Here is a 21066-nt window from a genome sequence, read left to right as displayed (position 1 = left end):
AGTATGAAACCAATAGCAGAGGCATATAAAGATTTTCCAATTTTAACAAGAACCCATCGTGGTAAACGCATTGCATACTTGGATAGCGGTGCCACTACACAAATTCCAGTGCCAGTGATGAAAGCGTTAGAAACACATATGGCAAATCACAATGGGAATCCACATCGTGGGGCCCATGTGTTGGCTATGGAAGCATCCGAGGCCTATGAAGGTACTCGTGATGTGGTGCAACGATTTATTAATGCTCGTAAACGTGAAGAAATTATCTTCACTCGTAACACGACAGAAAGCTTGAACTTAATTGCTCATTCTTACGCTTTGAAACATATTAAGGCAGGCGATAAAATCGTCATTACTGTGGCAGAGCATCATGCGAATCTTGTGACTTGGCAGTTTGTATGCCGTGTGACAGGTGCAACATTGGAATATATGTACCTAGACGAAACTGGTCACATCAAAGATGGTGAAATGGATAAAATTGATGCATCTACTAAAATTGTATCCTTTGCCCATGTGAGTAATGTATTAGGTATGGAGTTTCCTGTAAAAGAGCTAGTGGAACGTGCTCATGCTGTTGGTGCTATCGCTATCCTAGACGGAGCGCAATCGGCTCCTCATCAAGCTATTGATGTACAAGCTTTAGATTGTGATTTCTTCGTTTTCTCAGGACATAAAATGTGTGCCTCTCAAGGTATTGGCGTTGTATATGGAAAATATCACTTACTAGAAGACATGGATCCATTCTTATTTGGTGGGGACATGATTGAATATGTGAAAGAACAAACTACCACATTCAATGAAGTACCTTATAAATTTGAGGCTGGCACACCTAATGCACATGGTGCTGTCACATTGAAAGCTGCTATTGAGTATTTGGAACAATTTGGTATGGATGCGATCCATGAATATGAACAAGAATTGGTGCGCTATGTATTACCAAAACTAGCGGCTATGCCTCATATTCATTTGCTAGGCAGTGCAAATCCAGAAGAAAAGCATGGCGTTATCGCTTTTACTGTGGATGACGTACATCCACATGATGTGGCAACAATTATGGATAGTCATGGGGTATGCTTACGTTCTGGACATCATTGTGCACAGCCATTAGGTGCATACTATGGTGTACCAGCATCCAACCGTATTAGTATGTACATATATACTAAAAAAGAAGATTTAGATCAATTTTTAGAAGCCCTGAAAACAGTTCGACCAACCATGGGCTTGTCAGAGTAAGGAGAACAATACCATGGAAATGGATCAAGTGTATACAGAACTGATTTTGGAGCACAACCAAGATAAGCGTAATAAACGTTTATTAGATGTTTTTACCGCTAGTGAGCATGGTCATAACCCAAGCTGTGGTGATGATTTAACATTGCAAGTGAATGTGGTAGATGGCATTGTAAAAGATGCTGCATATACAGGTTCTGGCTGTGCTATCAGCCAAGCATCGGCATCTATGATGATTGATGTCATTACTGGTAAATCTTTAGAAGAAGCATTCCAATTAGTGGATCTTTTCTTAGGAATGATTAAAAAAGAAGTGACAGATGAAGAAGAATTAGAAGCCTTAGAAGATGCCATAGCTTTACAAAATATTTCTAACATGCCTGCCCGTGTTAAATGTGCAGTGCTTGCTTGGCATACATTGCGTGAAGCATTGAAGAAATAAAAGGAAGGCTGCTACAGAATGACCTACATTCTTGAGCAGCCTTTTTTGTGTATCTAATAAAAAGATAGGCGATGTATATCGCCTATCCTATCATTTTTATGTTGATTGATTACCATTGTCCTTCTTGGTGCTCTTTTAAGAGTTTCACCACTCGAGGTCCACAACCTTTGCCACCGCATGCGCCGGTACCAGCACTAGTGCGCTCTCTAATTTTAGGGAATGTATCGCAGCCATCTAAGATTGCTTCTTTAATTGCTTTTCTTGTAATACTACGGCAAGTACAAACTTTTGTTAATTTATCTAAAATGGCCGTAGGAATTTGATTATCTTCCATACTGTCCTCCTATATATAGAAACTTTTCTATATATAGTATACTCTGCCATACAAGTATTGTAAAGAACTTTTAATGTGCATATGAAAGACAGTAGGGATATTATCGTATCGTAGTCTAAGAGAAGGCAATGGAGATATATTTAGCAGTAGGCATTGCCTAAATTGGTAGATACTATCGGGTGATATCATAGAAGACGAACCGAACAGTGGAAGTGATACAACAACTATAGATACCACATATAGTATTATGATAGATAATATATAGGAGTTATTATGATTTGTGTAATTTTTGATTTAGATGGAACCTTAACAGATTCTCGTGAGGGGATTCTTAAGTCTATTAAGTATGCTCTAGAAAAAATGGAGCAACCTATTCCCGATGAAAAAACATTGCAATTGTTTATTGGACCACCATTAACAGATTCTTTCCGGGATCACTGCCATATGACAGAAGAACAGATTGAAGAAGCCTATGGATATTTTAAAGAACGCTATGATGCTACTGGAAAATATGAAAATGCTGTGTACCCTCAAATTGAGGCTGCTTTGCAAGCATTGAGAAAAACAGGCGCTTATGTTGGTATTGCTACGGCAAAACCAGAGGAGCAAGCAAAAGATATTATTAAACATTTTAAATTAGACCAATACTTTGAAGTGATCCGAGGTGCGAATCGAGATATTGGTTTAATTCATAAGGAAGATATTTTACGCGAAGCTTTACAAGATATGAATACGATTACTGCACAGAAATATAAAATATCTCGTTGGTATATGGTGGGAGATAGAAAATATGATATGGAAGCAGCTAAACTTCACAACTGTGTAGCTATGGGAGTTTCCTATGGATATGGAAGTGTAGAAGAATTAGAGGCGGCAGGAGCTGATTATATTTGTGAGAATCCATCAGATTTAATAGTGAATATCGCTGTAGATACATTATTATAAATCAGATTTATGAGTAAGCCCATATATTCATAGTTTTGTATCTATTTTTGTGATACAATATATCGAATATATTTTTGTTTATTCTAAAACTATGGCAAAAGAAAATATGTTCGATATATAACCTGTAAGTAGAGTAGAAAATTTTATACGTACATACATATATATTGAAGAGCAATTCTGAAAAGAATAAAGAGGAAGGTTGAAACAAATTCAACCTTCCTCTTTTGGAATACATCTATACTTGTAAACGTCCATCAATCATGATAGGGACTTCTTTACCATCTTTTGTCAATCCCATTATCGTCATATGTTCATGACCAATCATAAAATCTGTATGGGCAAGGGATGTATTTAATCCATGATTACGCAATTCTTCTTGGCTCATACCATCGCTATTTTCCAGGCAAGTAGGATACGCAGCACCTAGTGCTAAATGACACGAAGCATTTTCATCATAAAGGGTCTCGAAGAAAATCATATTGGATTGGCTAATTGGAGAATAGTGATCTACAAGCGCTACTTCACCAAGGTAGCAAGAGTTTTCATCTGTTTCAATTAAATTAGTTAAATACTCTTTACCTTCTTTGGCACCATAATCTACAACTTTTCCATCTTTAAATGTAAAATAAAACTCCTCGATTTGATTGCCATCATAAATGAGTGGTTTTGTAGAATACACAGTTCCATTAGCACCTGCGTAATGAGGAGCTGTAAACACTTCCTCTGTAGGAATGTTAGCATCAAAGATAATCCCTTTTTTAGAGGCTTCTTTACCACCTAACCAAAGGTGACCATCGGGAAGGGCAATTGTCAAATCAGTACCATTTGGACATGTATAATGTAAGGATACTAACTGCAGATCATTTAATGTAGCTGTACGCTGTGCTAAACGGTTTAAATGGGTGGAGAAAGATTCATCTTCGGATACATTCTTCATACGACATAATGTAAAGATTGTATTCCATAGGCGATTTACTTTTTCATCATCAGTAGCTTCATAGCCTAATAGGTTAGCCCAAGTAAGGGTAGCCACAGAGGCAACACACCAAGTAAGACTAGAATCCATGATTGCTTCATGGTAAAATTTAGTTAATTTACTCATGCTGCGAGAAGATAAGGCAATTTTCTCAGAAGGAACGCCTTCGTAAGCAAATGGATTTGCACTAATTAAAGATAAAATACAAGCATTAGAGTCTACTATATGATGGTACATATCGGCGATCCAAGGAGCAGGATTAGCTAATACAGTATCCTTAGCGTGGGTTAAACGTGATTTTGCAGTGATAGTACTGCGCCAATTGATATGTACATCTTTTGCACCTAGTGCATAAGCTTCTTCTACCACAATATATACGAAGTCTTTGTTTTCAACATCTCCGTTGATAACTAACAACTGATCTTGTTGTAAATTAACTCCTTCTTGAAGCAATAAACGTGCATATTCTTGTAAATTTTCTTTCATATAACCTCCCAATATATACTGGTAGTAAATTTTAAAGGATACTACCGATGTATCACGAAATCTAACTAAGAAAGGTCGTGATACTATGAAACTATCAAGTAAAAAACGGAATATACTAATTGTAGTTATATTCCTAGTTTGTGTATGTGGGTACTATTCTATTATAGCAGATACATCGATGAAAGGCGATGCAGAATCAATTACAACAACTCATGAGGAAATTAGTAAAGAACATGGTAACAAAGAGAATCAGGATGCATCCAGTGAGAAGGGAAAAGTCTTAGTCTATGTTACAGGGGCTGTGGAAGAGCCTGGTTTGTATGAATTAACATCACCAGTCACAGTAAAAGCAGCCATAGAAGCGAGTAAAGGATTATTGCCGTATGCCGATGTCAATCGTTTGCATATGGAAGAGACTATTGATGAAAGCACACATCTCCATGTAGATTTTAACTTCCGTGGTAATCCAGAAGAATTGTTGAGAAGACAGAATATTTCAATTAATGATAGTTCAGAAGCAGAATTACAAAAGATATCTGGAATAGGGCCTAAGATGGCGAAAAAAATAGTGGACTATCGAAATGAACATGGACCATTCAAACAATTAGAAGATTTGAAACATGTAAAAGGGATAGGTCCTGCTTTGTATAAAAAGATTGTGGAGAAAGTACGATTATGAGACGTTGGATACCAAAACCAATTGATATAGGGAGCGGTAGCGTAATGGGGATGATATTAGGCATCTCCATAGCTCTTTATCATTATGAATATACTTCTTACTTGGCACAATGGGTTTGTATAGTTAGTATTTTGGGCATTGTATTCCAAATGAGCAAGTCATATTATGAACAGAGAACTGAACCAATTCGGACTAAGATTGCCTATTTGATGGGGATGTCAATGGTTGTCACAGTGTCGCTGGGTATGGGTTACATACGTGCAGATACTGTGATTAACTCGTATCATGAAGAGCGGCCCTTTTACTATGGAACACAGGGAATTTATCATATACAAGTAACTGGATCTCCTCAGGAGACAATGACTGTAGATGGCCTGATGACAGTTGTAGATGGCACTGTAGAAGGTCTCGCCATAGACAAAGAGAATAACTCTGAAACATTGCCAGCAAGTGGTAACATACGTGTTTATGTACGTGGAAGACCTTCTATCCATATAGGCGAACGATATCGGATAGAAGGTGTTGTTAAAGGTTTCACTTACTATGAACAGAGTGGTGCCATATCTATGAAAACGCGACATATTAACGATTCATTAGTAGGAACACTTTATGATGGTCAAATTGTAGGTTCATATAGAATAACGCCAACACGATGGGGGCATATCAAAGATAGTATCTTTGTCATATGGAATACAATGGATGAGATACATCATTGGATTGCTAAACAGTTTGAAGAACACTTAGATCCATCTATTGCTACTTTGGGAGCGTCCCTAGTCTTAGGTGGACAGTATGTCACATTACCAGAAGCAACAGTCAAGTTATTTAGTGAAACAGGCCTCATACATATTTTATCTGTATCAGGGTCACATATTGCACTATTATTTTTAATAATTTCATTCATTGTAAAACCGTTTTGTAAATCTAAGAGAACAGAGTTTTTAGTCACCACTAGTATGATACTTGTGTATTGTACAATTGTCGGATGGAGTCCACCTGTATTGCGAGCAGCTATGATGGGGATATTGGCTGGATATGTAGCTCTACATGGAGGAACATATAGAGCAATACAAGGGTTAGTACTTTCTGCGGTATGCTTACTATTGTGGAAACCTTTGTATGCTGTAGATATCAGTTTTATTTTATCCTTTGGATCCACCTTAGGAATTATTGGCTTATACCCTTATGTATATCGAATTTTTCCACCTAGTACTATTTCAAAAGCAATCGCCTTATGCATATCCGCACAGGTATTAATTTTTCCTGTGGAACTATATTATTTCTATAATGTGAGCTTCTTAAGTATTCTATCAAATCTTATAGTAGGTCCATTACTCGATATGGCAATTATTATAGGGCTTCTCTTGTCTGTACTTAATTCTATTGTTGTATGTACGTGGGGCTGGTGGGTTTTAGGCTTTATTCTGAAAGCAAGTGTAGCTCTTCTAGTGGCTATACGTGATTTAGGTGTATTATGGTCCCCGCCGATGCCAATTTGGTTAGTGTTACTATGGTATATGGGATTATCCTATGTATATTGGCTACTAGCACTAAAAGAACCAATACATCTGAGGTGGAATCGAATGGCTAGTGTTGGTTTGTTAGCATTGGGGGTACTACCACTAATGATATCCTATACGATGACTACAATTCACATAGTCCCTATCGCATTGCATTCAGGACCAGCTTGCATGGTGTATAAAACAGGTCTTCATAGAGAGGCGTATTTATATATAGACGCTAAGAATGGAGATATATCGCAACGTGATATGAAACAATGTGTAAATGTGTTACATCATAATGGATTTCAACAGTGGAATAGTCTATTCGTTGATGCCTATCAAAAGAGAAGTTCACATATAGATACATTGCGTACTTACTATGTGAAGGGACAAGAAAAAGAAGGAATACAATCTAACTGGTTAGTTGTATCTGAACATAAAAAAGATGGTTATGAAATCATAGTAAAAGGTAATCGTATATTTCATCTAAATCCAAGAAAAGAAGAGGAAAAAAGTACTGAAATAGTGTATAATACAAAGAGTAAAGCGAATACAATATATGGACTGACTTCTACAGAACGTTTATTAGAATATCAGCAAAAAGGGGCCAAACATTTTATAGTTTGGAATACATTGCACAGTCGGTTTGATGTGGAAGAAGGGGTATATATTGTAGGTAGTGACGAGGATAATATGTTTACACTATAAGAGGTGAAAGATGGTTACATTACTCTACGGAGATGAGCCACAGTTATTGGAAGAAAAAAAACAGAATCTCTTAAGTACCTATACAGATCGGACCTTGTTTACTTTACGTGAGGAACAAGGTCCTGATTATATTATGGGACAAGTGCAAGAAGTTTCTTTGTTTGGAGAGCCAAGAGTATTTCTACTTACTCATATACCTATCTTTGATAAGTCAAAGAAAAAGGCGAGCTCTGGATGGCAACAATTACGAGAGTTTCTCATACAATATGATGGTACAGATCCTATCCTTATTGTGTACCCTGAGTCCATCGATGGTCGATTGCAAGGGAATAAAGCATTTTTACAAGCTGTAGAATCCTATAAGTTTGAAAAGCTAGAAGGAGAGTCCCTCTTTCAGTGGATTCAAACCTATTGTAAAGAACATGGTAAAAAACTTGATACCCAAGGAATGTCTTACTTACGTGAAGTCGTAGATCTTTGGAAAGATGTTCCCTTAGGATTTTTACGAACTGATTTCGACCGTTTGTTTTTACTATTGGGTACGCATAAAAATATCACTAGAGAATTCTTAGAAGAACATTTGACAGATTTTGGAGACAAAAATATTTTTCGATTCAAAGAAGCTCTTATCAAAAAAGATGCTCGCACTTTGCTAGATTTATTTCCATCTATGTTAAAGAACAAATCTGTTGATATGGCGATGGCTTATGTTCATAATCAAATGCATTTGCAATTGATGGTAAGTGAATGTGCATTTTACGGATTATCACTGCCAGAAATTCAAAAGCTATTTAAGGAAAAGGGGATGCAAGTGAATCCGTACCCTGTTAAACTGGCATACGAAGCTAGGAAACATATTCAGATTCCAGCCGTGGCCCAGTTACTTCGTGAACTATACCGAATTACTTTAGGGAGTCGACAAGGTATGTTTGATATGAGTCAATTTCAAGACGTATGTTTAGCCTATTGTGCAAGTTAGGAGATTTATGAGAAAGCAAAAAATAGCAGCAATCGTAGCCGCATTTGCTCTATTAGGGGGCGCATCTGCAGCAGGAATTTTATGGCCTACAGGTCAAATTATTTATGGGTTACAGCTCAATGGACACTCTATATCTAATCAATCCCGTGAAGATGTAGAACAATATATTAAACAAGTGGAATCAGAAGCAAACACTAAATCCATCACAATTGTAGATTCAAGTGGCGGAAAGAAAACTATGAGTTTGCGTGAGTTGGGGATTACCGTAGATATAGTAGGGACCTTGACCGATAGTATTGATCATGGCTATGAATCTAATGTAGGTGAGTATGTATGGCATCGGATGCAAGCCATAGTGGGTGCAAAAAACTTGCCTATACGGTATAAAATGGATGGACCTACGGTTGAAAATTACCTGTTAGAATATGCAAAATCTATGGGGGAAACAGGATCAAATGCGACAATTACTTTAGAGGGTGATACCATTGTCCATCATTCTGCAAAAGTAGGTCGTAAGTTAGATATTCCAGCTACTATCAAACGATTGCAAGAACAGTTACAAGAAGGAAATGTAGAAACATTGGACCTTGTTATTAATGAAGCTGCACAGCCTACAATTCAGGATAAAGATTTAGAGAGCATTACCAATGTATTAGGGACATATACGACTCACTTTGATAGTTCCAATACCAATCGTGCTCATAATATTCACTTAGCAGGACAAAAAATTCATCAAACGTATATACCAGCAGGTGGTGTATTCTCCTTTAATGAAGTCGTAGGTGAGAGAACTGCAGAAGCTGGCTATGATGATGCGCCTGTGTTTGTTGGAGGACGTCTAGTGCCTGGTATTGGTGGAGGTATTTGTCAAATCAGTTCTACTTTGTTCAATAGTGCTTTATTGGCAGGTATGGATATTGTAGAAAGAGATACACATTTTGCTCCAGTATCCTATATCCCAGTAGGCCTTGATGCGACAGTAGCATGGGGGTATATTGACTTTAAATTTAAAAACCCATACTCACATCCTATTTATGTGATTACCGAAGAAGGTAATGGATATGTGAAAATTTCAATATTAGGAGCTAAAGAGGATGTTCCGCAGTCTGTGTCTATTACGAAAAGTAATGAACGTACAGTTCCAAATCAAGTGATAGAACGCGTAGATCCTAATGCCACAGAAGATGTTGTGGAATCAGCAGGACATGCAGGAATCTCTGTAGATACGACTAGAACAATTACCTATGGTGATGGTCGTACAGCTACGTATACATTTAACTCTTACTATGAACCAGTAGAATCTGTTGTGGTGAAAGCTGGTAAACCTAAGCAAAAAGATGTGAAAGAGGCGAAAGAAGATCAGAAACAAGAGGGGTCTCAAACAAAGGGAAAAGAGCAGCCTAAAAAGAGCGAAAACAATAAGCGATAAAGCATAATTGAGGTAGTATGAAACGATATCATTTGGTACGAAAAGGAAAAGGTCAAGCTGACTTTTACTTGTTTATAAAAGATGGAAAACTGCATATTGATCGTTCCAATCCTACCGATGAAATGATGAGTTTACACATACAAGACGTATATGCATCGATAGTACAGGATTGTAAGTTGGTGGAGACAGAAAAGGGCTATTGTATTCTACCAGTACAAACTGAATGGAATACGATGACTCATGATATAGAGATTGGTGCTCCTGAAAGCTTTGATTTAGATGCCTATGACCAGTATCTAGATGAAATGGACATGTATCTTGATTGCCAAGGAGAGGTTGAATCTTCAGCATATTTAGATAACCTATATGAAGAGCCGGTTGTGCGAGATAAGCCAATTCCAATGGTGCAGATTGAATCAACATCTCCGTATCCTCAGCGTAGAAAAAAAACTAGTACAGATGAGGGAATGCTATTAGGACAAGCATTTGACGAGCCAGATACGCATACAACAAATGATTTTTTTGTTAGAACCGGTGAAATTATCGTAGTATCTGGATCCTTTCACAATTTAGATATTCGTGAGTTACGACCTAAGGAAGATAGTAAAGCTGTACAAAAAGCTCGTGAAAAAGGTGAAGAGCCCAAAAAACGCTATTTGATTACGGGGCATCTGGTAGATGATCACAACAGTTTGTGTGTGAAACGATTTACGAGAGCCTCTGAAGATGGACCACAACTTTTTAAAATCCTAAAATCTGCTAAAAAAGTTCAGATTAAAGGAGAGGTCATCTATGATGAAGAGTATGTAAAGGATTATGTGTTGGATATGGAGTCTGTCCGACCGATTCCATCAGAATCTATAGAAGTACGCACTGAAAATCGTGAAGAAACACGAGTAGAATTACATTTACATACAAAAATGTCTGACAAAAATGCTCTTGTAGCGGTGAAAGATATTGTTAGCCTAGCTAAGGAGTGGGGGCACCCTGCTGTAGCCATTACAGATCACGGTGTTGTACAAGCGTTTCCAGAAGCACAAGCCTATGCCGCTGAAAAAGGAGTTAAAATTCTCTATGGAGTGGAAGGATATTTAATAGACCAAGAAGACCAAAAAACACCTAACCATATTATTATATTAGCTAAAAATATGGTGGGCCTTCGCAACCTGTATAAGATGATATCCATTAGTCATTTGAATTATTTTGACGAATATCCTCGGCTACCTCGAGAAGTCATTCTTGATCACAGAGAAGGCATCATTCTAGGCTCTGCTTGTAAAAAAGGAGAATTGATACAAGCGGTGGCACATGGAGCATCTGATGAAGAGCTACAGGATATTGCTAGATTTTATGACTATTTAGAAATTCAACCTCATGAATACTATAAAGACTTTATAAAGCTAGGACTATTGAAAACAGAAGAAGATTTGAAAGCAATCAATCATCGCATCGTTGATATAGGTCATGCTTTACAAATACCGGTGGCTGCCACGGGAAATGTACACTATTTACATCCAGAAGATAAACAATACCGTGAGATTATGCTAACGGCTTGTGATATAAAAGATGTAAAAGATAAGCCTTGTATGCACATGCGTACAACAGAAGAAATGTTACAGGAATTTTCGTATTTAGGGGAAGACATCGCTTACGAAGTGGTTGTGACCAATACAAGAGCAATTAATGATCGTATTGACCATATCGTGCCAATTCCTAATGGTACCTACTCGCCTAAAATTGAAGGGGCAGATAAAGCTCTTGAAGATATGTGCTATGCAAAAGCTAAGGCTATCTATGGAGACCCATTACCGAAAACAGTACAGGATCGGTTAGATTATGAATTAAAAAGTATCATTGGCAATGGCTTTGGTGTGTTGTATTATATCGCCCATAAATTAGTAAAAAAATCATTAGATGATGGATATTTAGTTGGTTCTCGTGGTTCCGTAGGTTCTTCTTTTGTAGCTACCATGGCTGATATTACAGAAGTAAACCCATTGGAGCCACATTATGTGTGTCCTCATTGCAAATGGAGTGAGTTTTATCTAAAAGGGGAATACGCTGGGGGCTTTGATTTACCACGTAGAGAGTGTCCAGAATGTGGTACACCACTCATAGCGAATGGTCATGATATTCCATTTGCTATTTTTATGGGGTTCCATGGAGACAAAGTGCCTGATATTGACTTGAACTTTTCTGGAGATTATCAGGGACGTGCACATAAATACACAGAAGAACTCTTTGGGCGCGATAATGTCTTTAGAGCGGGAACCATTGGTACGATAGCAGATAAAACAGCTGTAGGATATACATTTAAATATGCAGAAGCTAATGATTTACAAAAACGTCGCGCTTTTATTGAACGTTTGTCTACAGGATTTACGAAGGTAAAGAATACAACTGGGCAACATCCAGGGGGGATTATGGTTTGTCCTCGAGATATGGATGTACATCATTTTACGCCTGTCCAATATCCGGCTAATAAAAAAGAAAGTGGTATTATAACAACCCATTTTGATTATCACTCGATTGAAGGTCGTATGACTAAACTTGATATATTGGGTCATGATGATCCTACTATCATCAGGATGTTAGAAGATATGACAGGGGTACCTTCTACGAGTATTCCTTTCGATGACCCTGATACATTGAGTTTGTTTTCCTCTACGAAAGCATTAGGCTTAACCCCTGCACAATTACAAGGTGACAAAGTAGCAACGTTGGCTGTGCCAGAATCAGGAACAGGATTCGTACGGGCCATGTTGGAAGATTCAAAGCCACAAACGTTTTCTGATCTAGTTCGTATATCTGGATTCTCTCATGGGACCAATGTATGGGTGGATAATGCACAAACATTAATTAAAACAGGTACCTGTAAACTGAATGAAGCCATTTCGACTCGCGATGATATTATGAACTTTTTGCGCAATCATGGTGTAGCTGATAACGTAGCCTTTTCCGTTATGGAAAATGTGCGTAAGGGTAAAGGCATAGAGAAGCGAAATAAAGAAGGTGTAGCGCAAACAGATTATGAAGATCAAATGCGCGCCGCCAATGTACCAGAGTGGTTTATTGCTTCTTGTAAAAAGATTTCCTATTTATTCCCAAGAGCCCATGCTGTTGCGTATGTTATGATGGCATTCCGCATTGCTTGGTATAAGATCAACTATCCGTTGGCTTTTTATGCGTCGTATTTTTCGATTCGTGCGAAAGCATTTGACTTGAAAATTATGATGGGCTCTTTAGAAGAACAGCAACGAGAGTTTAAACGATTAAAGGCATTAGAGGCTAAGTATGAAGCATCTCCAAAGGAAAAAGATTTAATTTCAGCCTTAGAGGTATCCTTGGAAATGAAACAAAGAGGATATCATTTTGCAAATGTAGACTTAGCTACATCTGCCTCTAGACGATTTGCGATTAAAGATGAAACTTCTTTATTACCTCCATTTGTGGCTGTGGATAGTTTAGGTGAAAAAGTGGCAGATTTGATCGTAGAAGAGAGAGAAAAAGCAGACTTCTTATCGATTAAGGATCTGCGACGACGAACGAAGATGTCACAGACCATAGCGAATCGTATGGTAGAGCTAGGGTGTTTACAGGACTTGCCAGAAGATGAACAAATGAATTTATTTGGATAATAGGAGTTATGATATGTCAGAAGTTAGAGAAGCAGTATGGATAGGCGTTGATGTGGGAACCACAGGCGTACGTGCCATGGCATATACAGCACAAGGTAAATCGGTAGCTGTACGAGATGCTTTCTATCCACTAGAAACACCACAATATGATCGAGCAGAGCAAAATCCTCAACAAATTTATGATGCTGCAGAAGAAGTTATCGCTGGTGTAGTAAAAGAGTTACAATATAAATTAGTGACTATATCTGGGATTGCCTTAAGTTCTGTGATGCACAGTTTTATTCCTCAAGATAAACAGTTTGATTTATTAGGGAATATGATTACCTGGGCGGATAGCAGAAGCTCCAATATTGTGCACCGCATGGAACAAGACGAACAGTGTAAGCAATTCTACTTTAGAACAGGCTGTCCGCTACACGCGTCGTATCCATTGGCTAAAATCATATGGGTCAAAGAAAATCAGCCTGAAATCTTTGCTCGTATGGCTCATATTGGATCTATCAAAGATTATATGTTCCGATTGATGACAGGAGAGTGGGTAACGGATAAATCTGTGGCCTCTAGTTCTGGTTTATTTAATGCCTTCACAGAATCTTGGGATTCTGAAATTTTAGACTATGTAGGGATTCAAGAGGAACAACTGCCTAAGGTAGTATCCACAACCTATAGTGGTAAGTTAGTAGCAGGTGTAGCAGAGCGTTTAGGTTTACCTGTGGACACGCCAGTTGTCATCGGCGCCACTGATGGAGTGTTGGTAAATGTTGGTATTGGCGCTGTTTCTAAAGGACAGTTAAGTGCTACTATAGGTACCTCTGGTGCTATCCGTATGCTTACAGAAAAGCCACAAATGGATCCCAAAGGTCGTACTTGGTGCTATAATTTAACGGATACCATGTGGGTGGCTGGTGGAGCGATCAACAATGGTGGCATGATTTTGCGTTGGATGCGTGATCGGATTTTACATTATCATGGTTCACAAATGGAACAATTATCGGTGGACCCTTATGATTTAATGACTATGAAAGCAAGACATGTACCAGCTGGATCTGGTGGCTTGCTATTAATGCCATACTTTACTGGTGAACGAGCTCCTTATTGGAACTCTGATTTGCGTGGTGCATTCGTAGGCTTATCTTTAAATCATAGTCGCTCTTACATGATTCGCGCCACAATGGAAGGGATTTGTTATAGCTTGCGCTTTGTTCTTGATGCATTACGTGAGTTTGAAGAGGTGAAAGATATCCGCATTAGTGGTTCTTTCACTAAATCTGAATTATGGGTACAAATTATGAGTGATATATTCGGTGAACATATCACATTACCAAATAATAGTGAAGGTGCCTCCTTTGGCGCTGCTGTGTTAGGGTTTATTTCTGATGGAACTTTGTCGGATATTAAGGATACAGCAGAGCTAGTACAGCCTGAATGTATCTATCACCCTAAGGAGCAACATCAAGCCGTATATGAAGAACTTTTCTCTATTTATGAAAGTTTGTATATTCATATGAAAGACGATTTGGCACGTCTTGTTCAGTTCCAAAAGGAACATCCATTTAGTCGTTTATAATTTGAAAGGAGATTAGAAATGCCATTAATCATTCTTGCATTAGGAATTATTTTACTATTTTTCCTAATCGTAAAAGTAAAGATGAATAGCTTTTTATCATTGCTATTGGCCTGTGTATTATTAGCCTTTGGAGAAGGATTGCCAATCGATAAGATTTTCCCAACCATCCAAAAAGGCTTAGGAGCTACTTTAGGTAGTTTAACAATCGTAGTAGGCTTTGGTGCTATTTTAGGTAAATTGATGGCCGATAGTGGTGGAGCACAACGTATTGCTACTACTTTGATCAACATGTTTGGTCGTAATAATGTAAGATGGGCCGTATGTTTAACTGGATTCATTGTAGGTATTGCTTTATTCTATGAAATCGGTTTCGTCTTATTAATTCCTTTAATCTTTACCATTGCTAAATCTGCAGATATTCCATTGTTAGAGGTAGGTATGCCAATGGTAGCTGCCTTATCTGTAACACATGGTTTCTTGCCTCCACATCCAGGTCCAACAGCGATTTCTGTATTATTCAATGCAGATATTGGATTAACCTTGGTGTATGGTATTTTAATCGGTATTCCTACAGTTATTTTGGCAGGCCCATTGTTGTATAACACTGTGAAAGACATCAAAACAGATATCCCTGAAGGTCTTCACAATGATAAGGAATTTACAGAAGAGGAAATGCCATCCTTTGGAGTATCCATCTTTACAGCCTTAGTACCAGTTATCTTGATGGCAGCTACAGCGATCGGTAAAATGATGAATTTACCAAAAACATCTGCTATTATGGTAATTCTTAATTTTATTGGTGACCCATCTGTAGCATTGACAATTTCTATTATCATTGCTTTCTATACATTTGGATTTGCTCGTGGTAAATCTATGAAAGAGATTATGGCTACTTCCGAAAAAGCGATTTTAACAGTAGCTATGATTCTATTCGTTGTAGGCGCTGGTGGAGCATTAAAACAAGTATTGATCGATAGCGGTGTGGGTACTTACATCGGTGAACTTGTGATGCAAGTGAATGTATCTCCATTAGTATTAGCTTGGTTAATTGCTGTGGTGATTCGTATTGCTGTAGGCTCCGCTACAGTGGCAGCTATGACAGCTGGCGGTATCGTAGCACCGTTGATTCCATTAACAGGTGTTAGTCCTGAATTGATGGTAATCGCCGTAGGTGCTGGTTCAGTATTCTTTAGCCCACCCAATGATCCAGGATTCTGGTTGTTCAAAGAGTTTTTCGGATTATCTGTCAAACAAACATTACGCTCTTGGTGTATGGTGGAAACAGTCATTGCCGTATGTGGATTAATTGGTGTAGAAATCATTAATTTATTCTTATAATAAAAAATCCCCAGTCCAGTGAATGGATTGGGGATTTTATATTATATATTTACCAATAAAACTGCATGATCCAATGTAGAATAGGTATACCAAACACATTGATTAATACAGTAGCTGTAATAGGAACAACTAGGAAAGCTTTTACGGATTTTCTATAGCGACCACCGAGGGTAGCGATAGTTGCTACTGTGTTTGGTGTGATACCTAAGCCGTGACCAAGTAATGCAGCACCGATGACAACGCCGTCGTAATCTTTACACAGCACAGGGAACACAATAAATCGTGTAAACAGAATAATTGCAATGATTTGTACAACTAAAATTACAAGCATAGGTCCAGTCAAAGAATTTAATGCGATTACAGGTACGCTCATGAACACAGTAGTTAAGAAGATTGTAATACTAATTTGGCTAAACAAGGCAATGGCTTTAGAATTGATGAAAGTTTGGCCCATGGCATCGCCACCATTACGGATAGCAATGGCCAATAACATAGATACGATAAACGTAGGAATGTGCAAACCAAAGGTATCCAATAAGTAATGGGATCCACCAATACCAATGCTGACACAGATAAGAACTAACAATAAGTTTACGATAATCCCAACCGGTGTCGGTGCTGGTGAATCTGGTGGAGGAGGTGCTGTTTCATAGCGATTGAACTTTTCGATTAAATATTGTCCCATAGGACCACCGATGAATACACCGATAATGGTAGTGAACGCAATAATACCATGTGCTACAGTCTCACCGTTTAATGCATTTCCTAAATCATGACCTAAAGCAGATACGAAAGAGTAACTACTTTCAAGAGATAGAGAGCCTAATAAAATAGCATAGTGTTTGTCTAATCCAAATAGACTAGCTAGTCCTAAACCGATGCTGATTTGCATAACCACAAGCAAAGTACTCATGCCCCAGTAACGAGGGATGGCTTTCAGCGAAGATGTACAAATTTGCACGGGCGCTACTAGACCCATTGTGGCAAAGAATGCCACCATAGCGGGAACAAGAACAGCCTTGTCCAAGGTGATTAAAATAAGACCAGAAATTTGTAATAGGAATACAATTATTGCCACGGTTAAACCGCCAATAGCCGGAACTGGGATAGCCCAACGATGCAAGATATTGATGTGTTTGTGCATAAAGGTGCCCAGTAAAAAGGAAAACAGCGAGAGTATGACCGTCTCAACAGGGCCAAGGTGTAATTGTAGCATGTTCGACGATGCCATGAAATGCCTCCTAACTTTAGATACAAAAGACTATGATGGTGCAGAGTTGAGGATTCACTTGAACCTTAAATCATAGCGCGATAGTCTGAAATAATACTCCCTCATTATACAACTATTTATCTAATATGTAAAAGCTATCCATAAGAAATGAATATCAACATATGAACAAAAAAAGCGCACCATCCACGAAGGATAGTGCGCTTTTATAAAAATCAAGAAAAGTATTTGTATGAGCTTACGATTGTGGAGCATCCGTAATAGGACACCACAACCGTCTGCGGTAGTCGCGAATTCCTGATAGGACAACGCGGAGTGCACGCTGTGCGTCAGCTTTTGAGAGGGGAGGAACTCCATCTAAGCGATAGGAGATTCCAAGACTTTCATACTTATTCACCCCCATGACGTGGTACGGTAAACAATCTACGGCTTTCAAATGTTTGAAGGCCCCTAGAAAGAAACCAAGCCGATACCAGCGATCGCGATTATCTGTGATGGTTGGGACTACCACGTGGCGCACCCAAAAATCTGTTCCATGAGCGTCTACAAATTTAGCGAACGCTAGGACTGCATCATTAGGTTTGCCGGTTAGTGTTTCGTGTATAGAGGAATCGATCTCTTTCACATCAAGAATGACTAAATCTGTAACGGAAAGAAGCTTTTCGTACTCACTAGCCTGTTCTTGTGTGTAGCAAATCCCACTTGTGTCGAGACAAGTATGAATTCCTTTTTCCTTGAATAAGGTAAAGAGTTCGATAATAAAAGGGAGTTGCAACAATGCTTCGCCACCAGTAACAGTGATGCCACCAGTGATATAAAAGTCTCGATTCCTTTCAAATTGTGTCCACACATCTGCCACAGTCATTTCTTGGGCATACGTTGAGGGATCCCAAGTGTCTGGATTGTGGCAATAGGCACATCGCAATGGACAACCTTGAAGGAAGAGGACAAATCGCATGCCTGGTCCATCAACGGTTCCCATAGTCTCAATGGAATGAATACGACCTACCATACTAGATTACATGGATTGATGGAAAGTACGAGAAATAACTTCGTCTTGTTGTGCTTTCGTCAATTTGTTGAAATGTACAGCATAGCCAGAAACGCGAATTGTCAATTGTGGATACAATTCAGGATGTTTTTGTGCATCTAGTAATGTTTCACGATTGAATACGTTTACGTTTAAGTGATGGCCACCTTTTTTGCTGTAGCCGTCTAATAACTGTACTAAATTATCTACTTGTTGTTCGTTTGTCATAGTTACTCCTTTTCTTCAGGAATTGTAATATTAGGTTCACGGCACGCTAGATTTTCGCAACCATCTGCCAAGGCATGTTCAATATTGCCTAGGTCCAAGTCTAAATCTAGGTCGCCTAAAGTTACCATCGACTCGCCAGATTTACCAAGGGAATCTGGGATGATGGAGAAGGTATTAGAAATACCATCGCAACAATCTCGCCATGGCATTTTAGCAACGGATGCTAAGGAAGAAATTGCGCCATGTTCATCGCGTCCGTGCATAGGGTTTGCACCTGGAGCAAATGGAATACCTGCTTTACGTCCATCAGGTGTAGCACCAGTGGCATTGCCGTATACCACATTTGATGTAATCGTTAAGAGTGACATAGTTGGTACAGATTGACGATAGGTAGGATGTTTACGAATTTTATTCATAAATCCAGATACCACAGTGGCAGCCAATTGGTCTACCCGGTCATCATCATTACCATATTTAGGGAAGTCACCTTCGATTTCAAAGTCTACAGCAATACCATTATCATCACGAATCGGTTTTACTTTCGCATATTTAATAGCAGATAGAGAATCGGCTACTACGGAAAGACCAGCGATACCTGTAGCGAACCAACGTGTCACCTTGCGGTCATGCAATGCCATTTCCAATTTTTCATAAGCATATTTATCATGCATATAATGAATGATGTTCAAGGCATTCACATAGACACCAGCTAACCATTCCGTCATATCTTCAAAGCGTTCCATGACTTCGTCGAAGTCAAGGTATTCTGAAGTAATAGGGCGGTATTTTGGACCTACTTGTTTTTTCAGCTTTTCATCTACGCCACCATTGATTGCGTACAGTAATGCTTTTGCTAAGTTGCAGCGAGCACCAAAGAATTGCATTTCTTTACCAATACGCATTGGAGATACGCAGCAAGCGATCGCATAATCATCGCCAGAGTTAGGGCGCATGATTTCATCATTTTCATATTGAATAGAAGATGTTGCAATAGAGAGCTTCGCACAGAACTTTTTAAATCCTTCAGGGAGGGAAGGGGACCAAAGTACTGTCAAGTTAGGCTCTGGAGCAGGACCAAGATTTTGCAACGTATGTAAAATACGGAATGCAGTTTTAGACACTAATGTACGTCCGTCAGTACCCATACCACCGATAGACTCAGTTGTCCACACAGGGTCACCTGTAAATAAATTGTTGTATTCATGGATACGTGCGAAACGAACCATGCGCAATTTCATAATAAAGTGATCCACCATTTCTTGGATTTGTTCTTCTGTATATTTACCAGATTTCAAATCACGTTCTGCATAAATGTCCAAGAAAGTGGAGTTACGTCCGATGGACATAGCTGCACCGTTTTGTTCTTTGATAGCGCCCAAATAGCCAAAGTATAGCCATTGGATAGCTTCTTTTACATCAGTAGCAGGTTTGGAGATGTCAAATCCATAGGACGCAGCCATTTCTTTTAACTCTTTTAAAGAACGGATTTGATCTCGAATTTCTTCGCGGTCACGAATGACATCTGGCATCATATCGCCCATGGTGATGTTGAATTGATCTTCTTTGTCTTTGATCAAATAATCAATACCATATAAGGCTACACGGCGATAATCACCGATAATTCGGCCGCGACTATACGCGTCAGGTAGGCCCGTAATAATGTGAGCAGAGCGAGCAGCTCTCATCTCAGGTGTATATACATCAAATACACCATCATTGTGTGTCTTACGATGAGTTTTAAAGAAGCTTTCAAGAGTTGGATCCATTTTGTAACCATACTCTTCGATAGCACTTTTAGCAGTTCGTAAACCACCATAAGGGAACATGGCACGTTTTAAAGGATAATCAGTTTGAAGACCTACAATTTGTTCATCTTCTTTAATAATATATCCAGGGGCATGTGCCGTAATATGAGTTGCTACATCAGTATCTGCATCGATGACAGAACCTTTTTGTCGTTCTTCCTCATATAAATCTAATACCCGTTGCCAAAGTCTAGTAGTTCGTTCTGTAGGACCTACTAGAAAAGAATCATCGCCTACATAAGGCACATAGTTTCGTTGGATAAAATCGCGTACGTCCACGGATTTATCCCATACACCTGTATTGAAGTCTTTCCATGCTTGTTGCATAATATACCTCCAAATACACATTAAAACGTAACCCATAGGGTTAACTTTATTGTAATCTATAACGATTATCATTACAATATAATTTTTAGCATGGGTTATATCGTTTTTGAAAGTGGTGTATGAGTAAATGGTCAAACATTTGAAAGTAGTGTATGGCTAAACAATTAAACATAGTGTAAATGTTATGATGAAAGT

Annotated in this window: 16 protein-coding genes; 10 read left to right on the top strand and 6 right to left on the bottom strand. The window is 38.6% G+C overall.

From position 1 onward, the window contains the following. Positions 1–3: 3 nt before the first annotated feature. Positions 4–1233: an aminotransferase class V-fold PLP-dependent enzyme gene (locus EO115_RS07675; RefSeq protein ID WP_126938370.1), complete on the top strand. Its 1230-nt coding sequence runs from the start codon at positions 4–6 to the stop codon at positions 1231–1233. A 13-nt stretch (positions 1234–1246) separates the two neighbouring features. Continuing rightward, a complete protein-coding gene (gene sufU, locus EO115_RS07670; protein ID WP_126938369.1) occupies positions 1247–1672 on the top strand; it encodes a Fe-S cluster assembly sulfur transfer protein SufU in 426 nt (141 codons plus the stop codon). Positions 1673–1781: 109 nt separating this feature from the next. Here the strand turns inward: sufU and EO115_RS07665 are convergent, their stop codons facing one another. Then, positions 1782–2006, bottom strand: a complete 225-nt coding sequence (locus EO115_RS07665) for a (2Fe-2S)-binding protein (RefSeq protein ID WP_009353629.1) — start codon at positions 2004–2006, stop codon at positions 1782–1784. A 273-nt stretch (positions 2007–2279) separates the two neighbouring features. On the opposite strand from EO115_RS07665, the gene EO115_RS07660 reads away from it, so the two are divergent. Next, the gene (locus tag EO115_RS07660) at positions 2280–2951 is read left to right on the top strand and encodes an HAD hydrolase-like protein (RefSeq protein ID WP_126938368.1); all 672 of its coding nucleotides are present in this window, start codon (positions 2280–2282) and stop codon (positions 2949–2951) included. A gap of 235 nt (positions 2952–3186) precedes the next feature. Here the strand turns inward: EO115_RS07660 and EO115_RS07655 are convergent, their stop codons facing one another. After that, positions 3187–4413 (bottom strand): aminopeptidase, encoded by a 1227-nt coding sequence (locus EO115_RS07655; protein WP_126938367.1) that lies wholly within the window; start codon positions 4411–4413, stop codon positions 3187–3189. 178 nt (positions 4414–4591) lie between these two features. Between EO115_RS07655 and EO115_RS07650 the strand changes: the two genes are divergently transcribed. The 7 genes from EO115_RS07650 to EO115_RS07620 are packed head-to-tail and all read left to right on the top strand — an operon-like array spanning position 4592 to position 16253. Beyond that, positions 4592–5092 (top strand): helix-hairpin-helix domain-containing protein, encoded by a 501-nt coding sequence (locus EO115_RS07650; RefSeq protein WP_164724087.1) that lies wholly within the window; start codon positions 4592–4594, stop codon positions 5090–5092. Further along, entirely contained in the window at positions 5089–7302 is a 2214-nt protein-coding gene (locus EO115_RS07645; protein ID WP_126938365.1) for a ComEC/Rec2 family competence protein, read from the top strand. Before EO115_RS07650 ends, EO115_RS07645 begins: the two co-directional genes overlap by 4 nt. A 10-nt stretch (positions 7303–7312) precedes the next feature. Next, complete coding sequence (holA, locus tag EO115_RS07640; protein ID WP_126938364.1) at positions 7313–8281, top strand: DNA polymerase III subunit delta; 969 nt, start codon at positions 7313–7315, stop codon at positions 8279–8281. A gap of 7 nt (positions 8282–8288) precedes the next feature. Then, positions 8289–9710 carry a VanW family protein gene (locus EO115_RS07635; protein WP_126938363.1) on the top strand — a complete coding sequence of 474 codons (1422 nt, stop codon included), beginning with the start codon at positions 8289–8291 and terminating at the stop codon, positions 9708–9710. Between the two features lie 17 nt (positions 9711–9727). Further along, the gene (locus EO115_RS07630; protein ID WP_126938362.1) at positions 9728–13348 is read left to right on the top strand and encodes a PolC-type DNA polymerase III; all 3621 of its coding nucleotides are present in this window, start codon (positions 9728–9730) and stop codon (positions 13346–13348) included. A gap of 13 nt (positions 13349–13361) precedes the next feature. After that, positions 13362–14915: a gluconokinase gene (locus EO115_RS07625; RefSeq protein ID WP_126938361.1), complete on the top strand. Its 1554-nt coding sequence runs from the start codon at positions 13362–13364 to the stop codon at positions 14913–14915. 18 nt (positions 14916–14933) lie between these two features. Further along, the gene (locus tag EO115_RS07620) at positions 14934–16253 is read left to right on the top strand and encodes a gluconate:H+ symporter (RefSeq protein WP_126938360.1); all 1320 of its coding nucleotides are present in this window, start codon (positions 14934–14936) and stop codon (positions 16251–16253) included. A gap of 49 nt (positions 16254–16302) precedes the next feature. On the opposite strand, the gene EO115_RS07615 is transcribed toward EO115_RS07620, so the two are convergent. From EO115_RS07615 to pflB, 4 genes are all read right to left on the bottom strand, one after another. Continuing rightward, complete coding sequence (locus EO115_RS07615) at positions 16303–17484, bottom strand: sodium/glutamate symporter (protein ID WP_126938359.1); 1182 nt, start codon at positions 17482–17484, stop codon at positions 16303–16305. 235 nt (positions 17485–17719) lie between these two features. After that, positions 17720–18493 (bottom strand): pyruvate formate-lyase-activating protein, encoded by a 774-nt coding sequence (pflA, locus tag EO115_RS07610; RefSeq protein WP_126938358.1) that lies wholly within the window; start codon positions 18491–18493, stop codon positions 17720–17722. A 6-nt stretch (positions 18494–18499) separates the two neighbouring features. Further along, on the bottom strand, positions 18500–18739 hold the full coding sequence (gene grcA3, locus EO115_RS08525) for an autonomous glycyl radical cofactor GrcA3 (RefSeq protein WP_126938357.1): 240 nt from the start codon (positions 18737–18739) through the stop codon (positions 18500–18502). 2 nt (positions 18740–18741) lie between these two features. After that, positions 18742–20871, bottom strand: a complete 2130-nt coding sequence (gene pflB, locus EO115_RS07600; protein WP_164724086.1) for a formate C-acetyltransferase — start codon at positions 20869–20871, stop codon at positions 18742–18744. Positions 20872–21066 lie beyond the last annotated feature (195 nt).

Origin of the sequence: Veillonella sp. CHU740 (assembly GCF_003992055.1) — a bacterium.
Lineage (GTDB): Bacteria > Bacillota > Negativicutes > Veillonellales > Veillonellaceae > F0422.
This window is presented reverse-complemented; position numbering and strand designations above follow the sequence as displayed.

Coding starts and splice junctions, on each gene's coding strand:
- EO115_RS07675 (WP_126938370.1), top strand. CDS start 4: ATGAAACCAATAGCAGAGGCATATAAAGATTTTCCAATTTTAACAAGA.
- sufU (WP_126938369.1), top strand. CDS start 1,247: ATGGAAATGGATCAAGTGTATACAGAACTGATTTTGGAGCACAACCAA.
- EO115_RS07665 (WP_009353629.1), bottom strand. CDS start 2,006: ATGGAAGATAATCAAATTCCTACGGCCATTTTAGATAAATTAACAAAA.
- EO115_RS07660 (WP_126938368.1), top strand. CDS start 2,280: ATGATTTGTGTAATTTTTGATTTAGATGGAACCTTAACAGATTCTCGT.
- EO115_RS07655 (WP_126938367.1), bottom strand. CDS start 4,413: ATGAAAGAAAATTTACAAGAATATGCACGTTTATTGCTTCAAGAAGGA.
- EO115_RS07650 (WP_164724087.1), top strand. CDS start 4,592: ATGAAAGGCGATGCAGAATCAATTACAACAACTCATGAGGAAATTAGT.
- EO115_RS07645 (WP_126938365.1), top strand. CDS start 5,089: ATGAGACGTTGGATACCAAAACCAATTGATATAGGGAGCGGTAGCGTA.
- holA (WP_126938364.1), top strand. CDS start 7,313: ATGGTTACATTACTCTACGGAGATGAGCCACAGTTATTGGAAGAAAAA.
- EO115_RS07635 (WP_126938363.1), top strand. CDS start 8,289: ATGAGAAAGCAAAAAATAGCAGCAATCGTAGCCGCATTTGCTCTATTA.
- EO115_RS07630 (WP_126938362.1), top strand. CDS start 9,728: ATGAAACGATATCATTTGGTACGAAAAGGAAAAGGTCAAGCTGACTTT.
- EO115_RS07625 (WP_126938361.1), top strand. CDS start 13,362: ATGTCAGAAGTTAGAGAAGCAGTATGGATAGGCGTTGATGTGGGAACC.
- EO115_RS07620 (WP_126938360.1), top strand. CDS start 14,934: ATGCCATTAATCATTCTTGCATTAGGAATTATTTTACTATTTTTCCTA.
- EO115_RS07615 (WP_126938359.1), bottom strand. CDS start 17,484: ATGGCATCGTCGAACATGCTACAATTACACCTTGGCCCTGTTGAGACG.
- pflA (WP_126938358.1), bottom strand. CDS start 18,493: ATGGTAGGTCGTATTCATTCCATTGAGACTATGGGAACCGTTGATGGA.
- grcA3 (WP_126938357.1), bottom strand. CDS start 18,739: ATGACAAACGAACAACAAGTAGATAATTTAGTACAGTTATTAGACGGC.
- pflB (WP_164724086.1), bottom strand. CDS start 20,871: ATGCAACAAGCATGGAAAGACTTCAATACAGGTGTATGGGATAAATCC.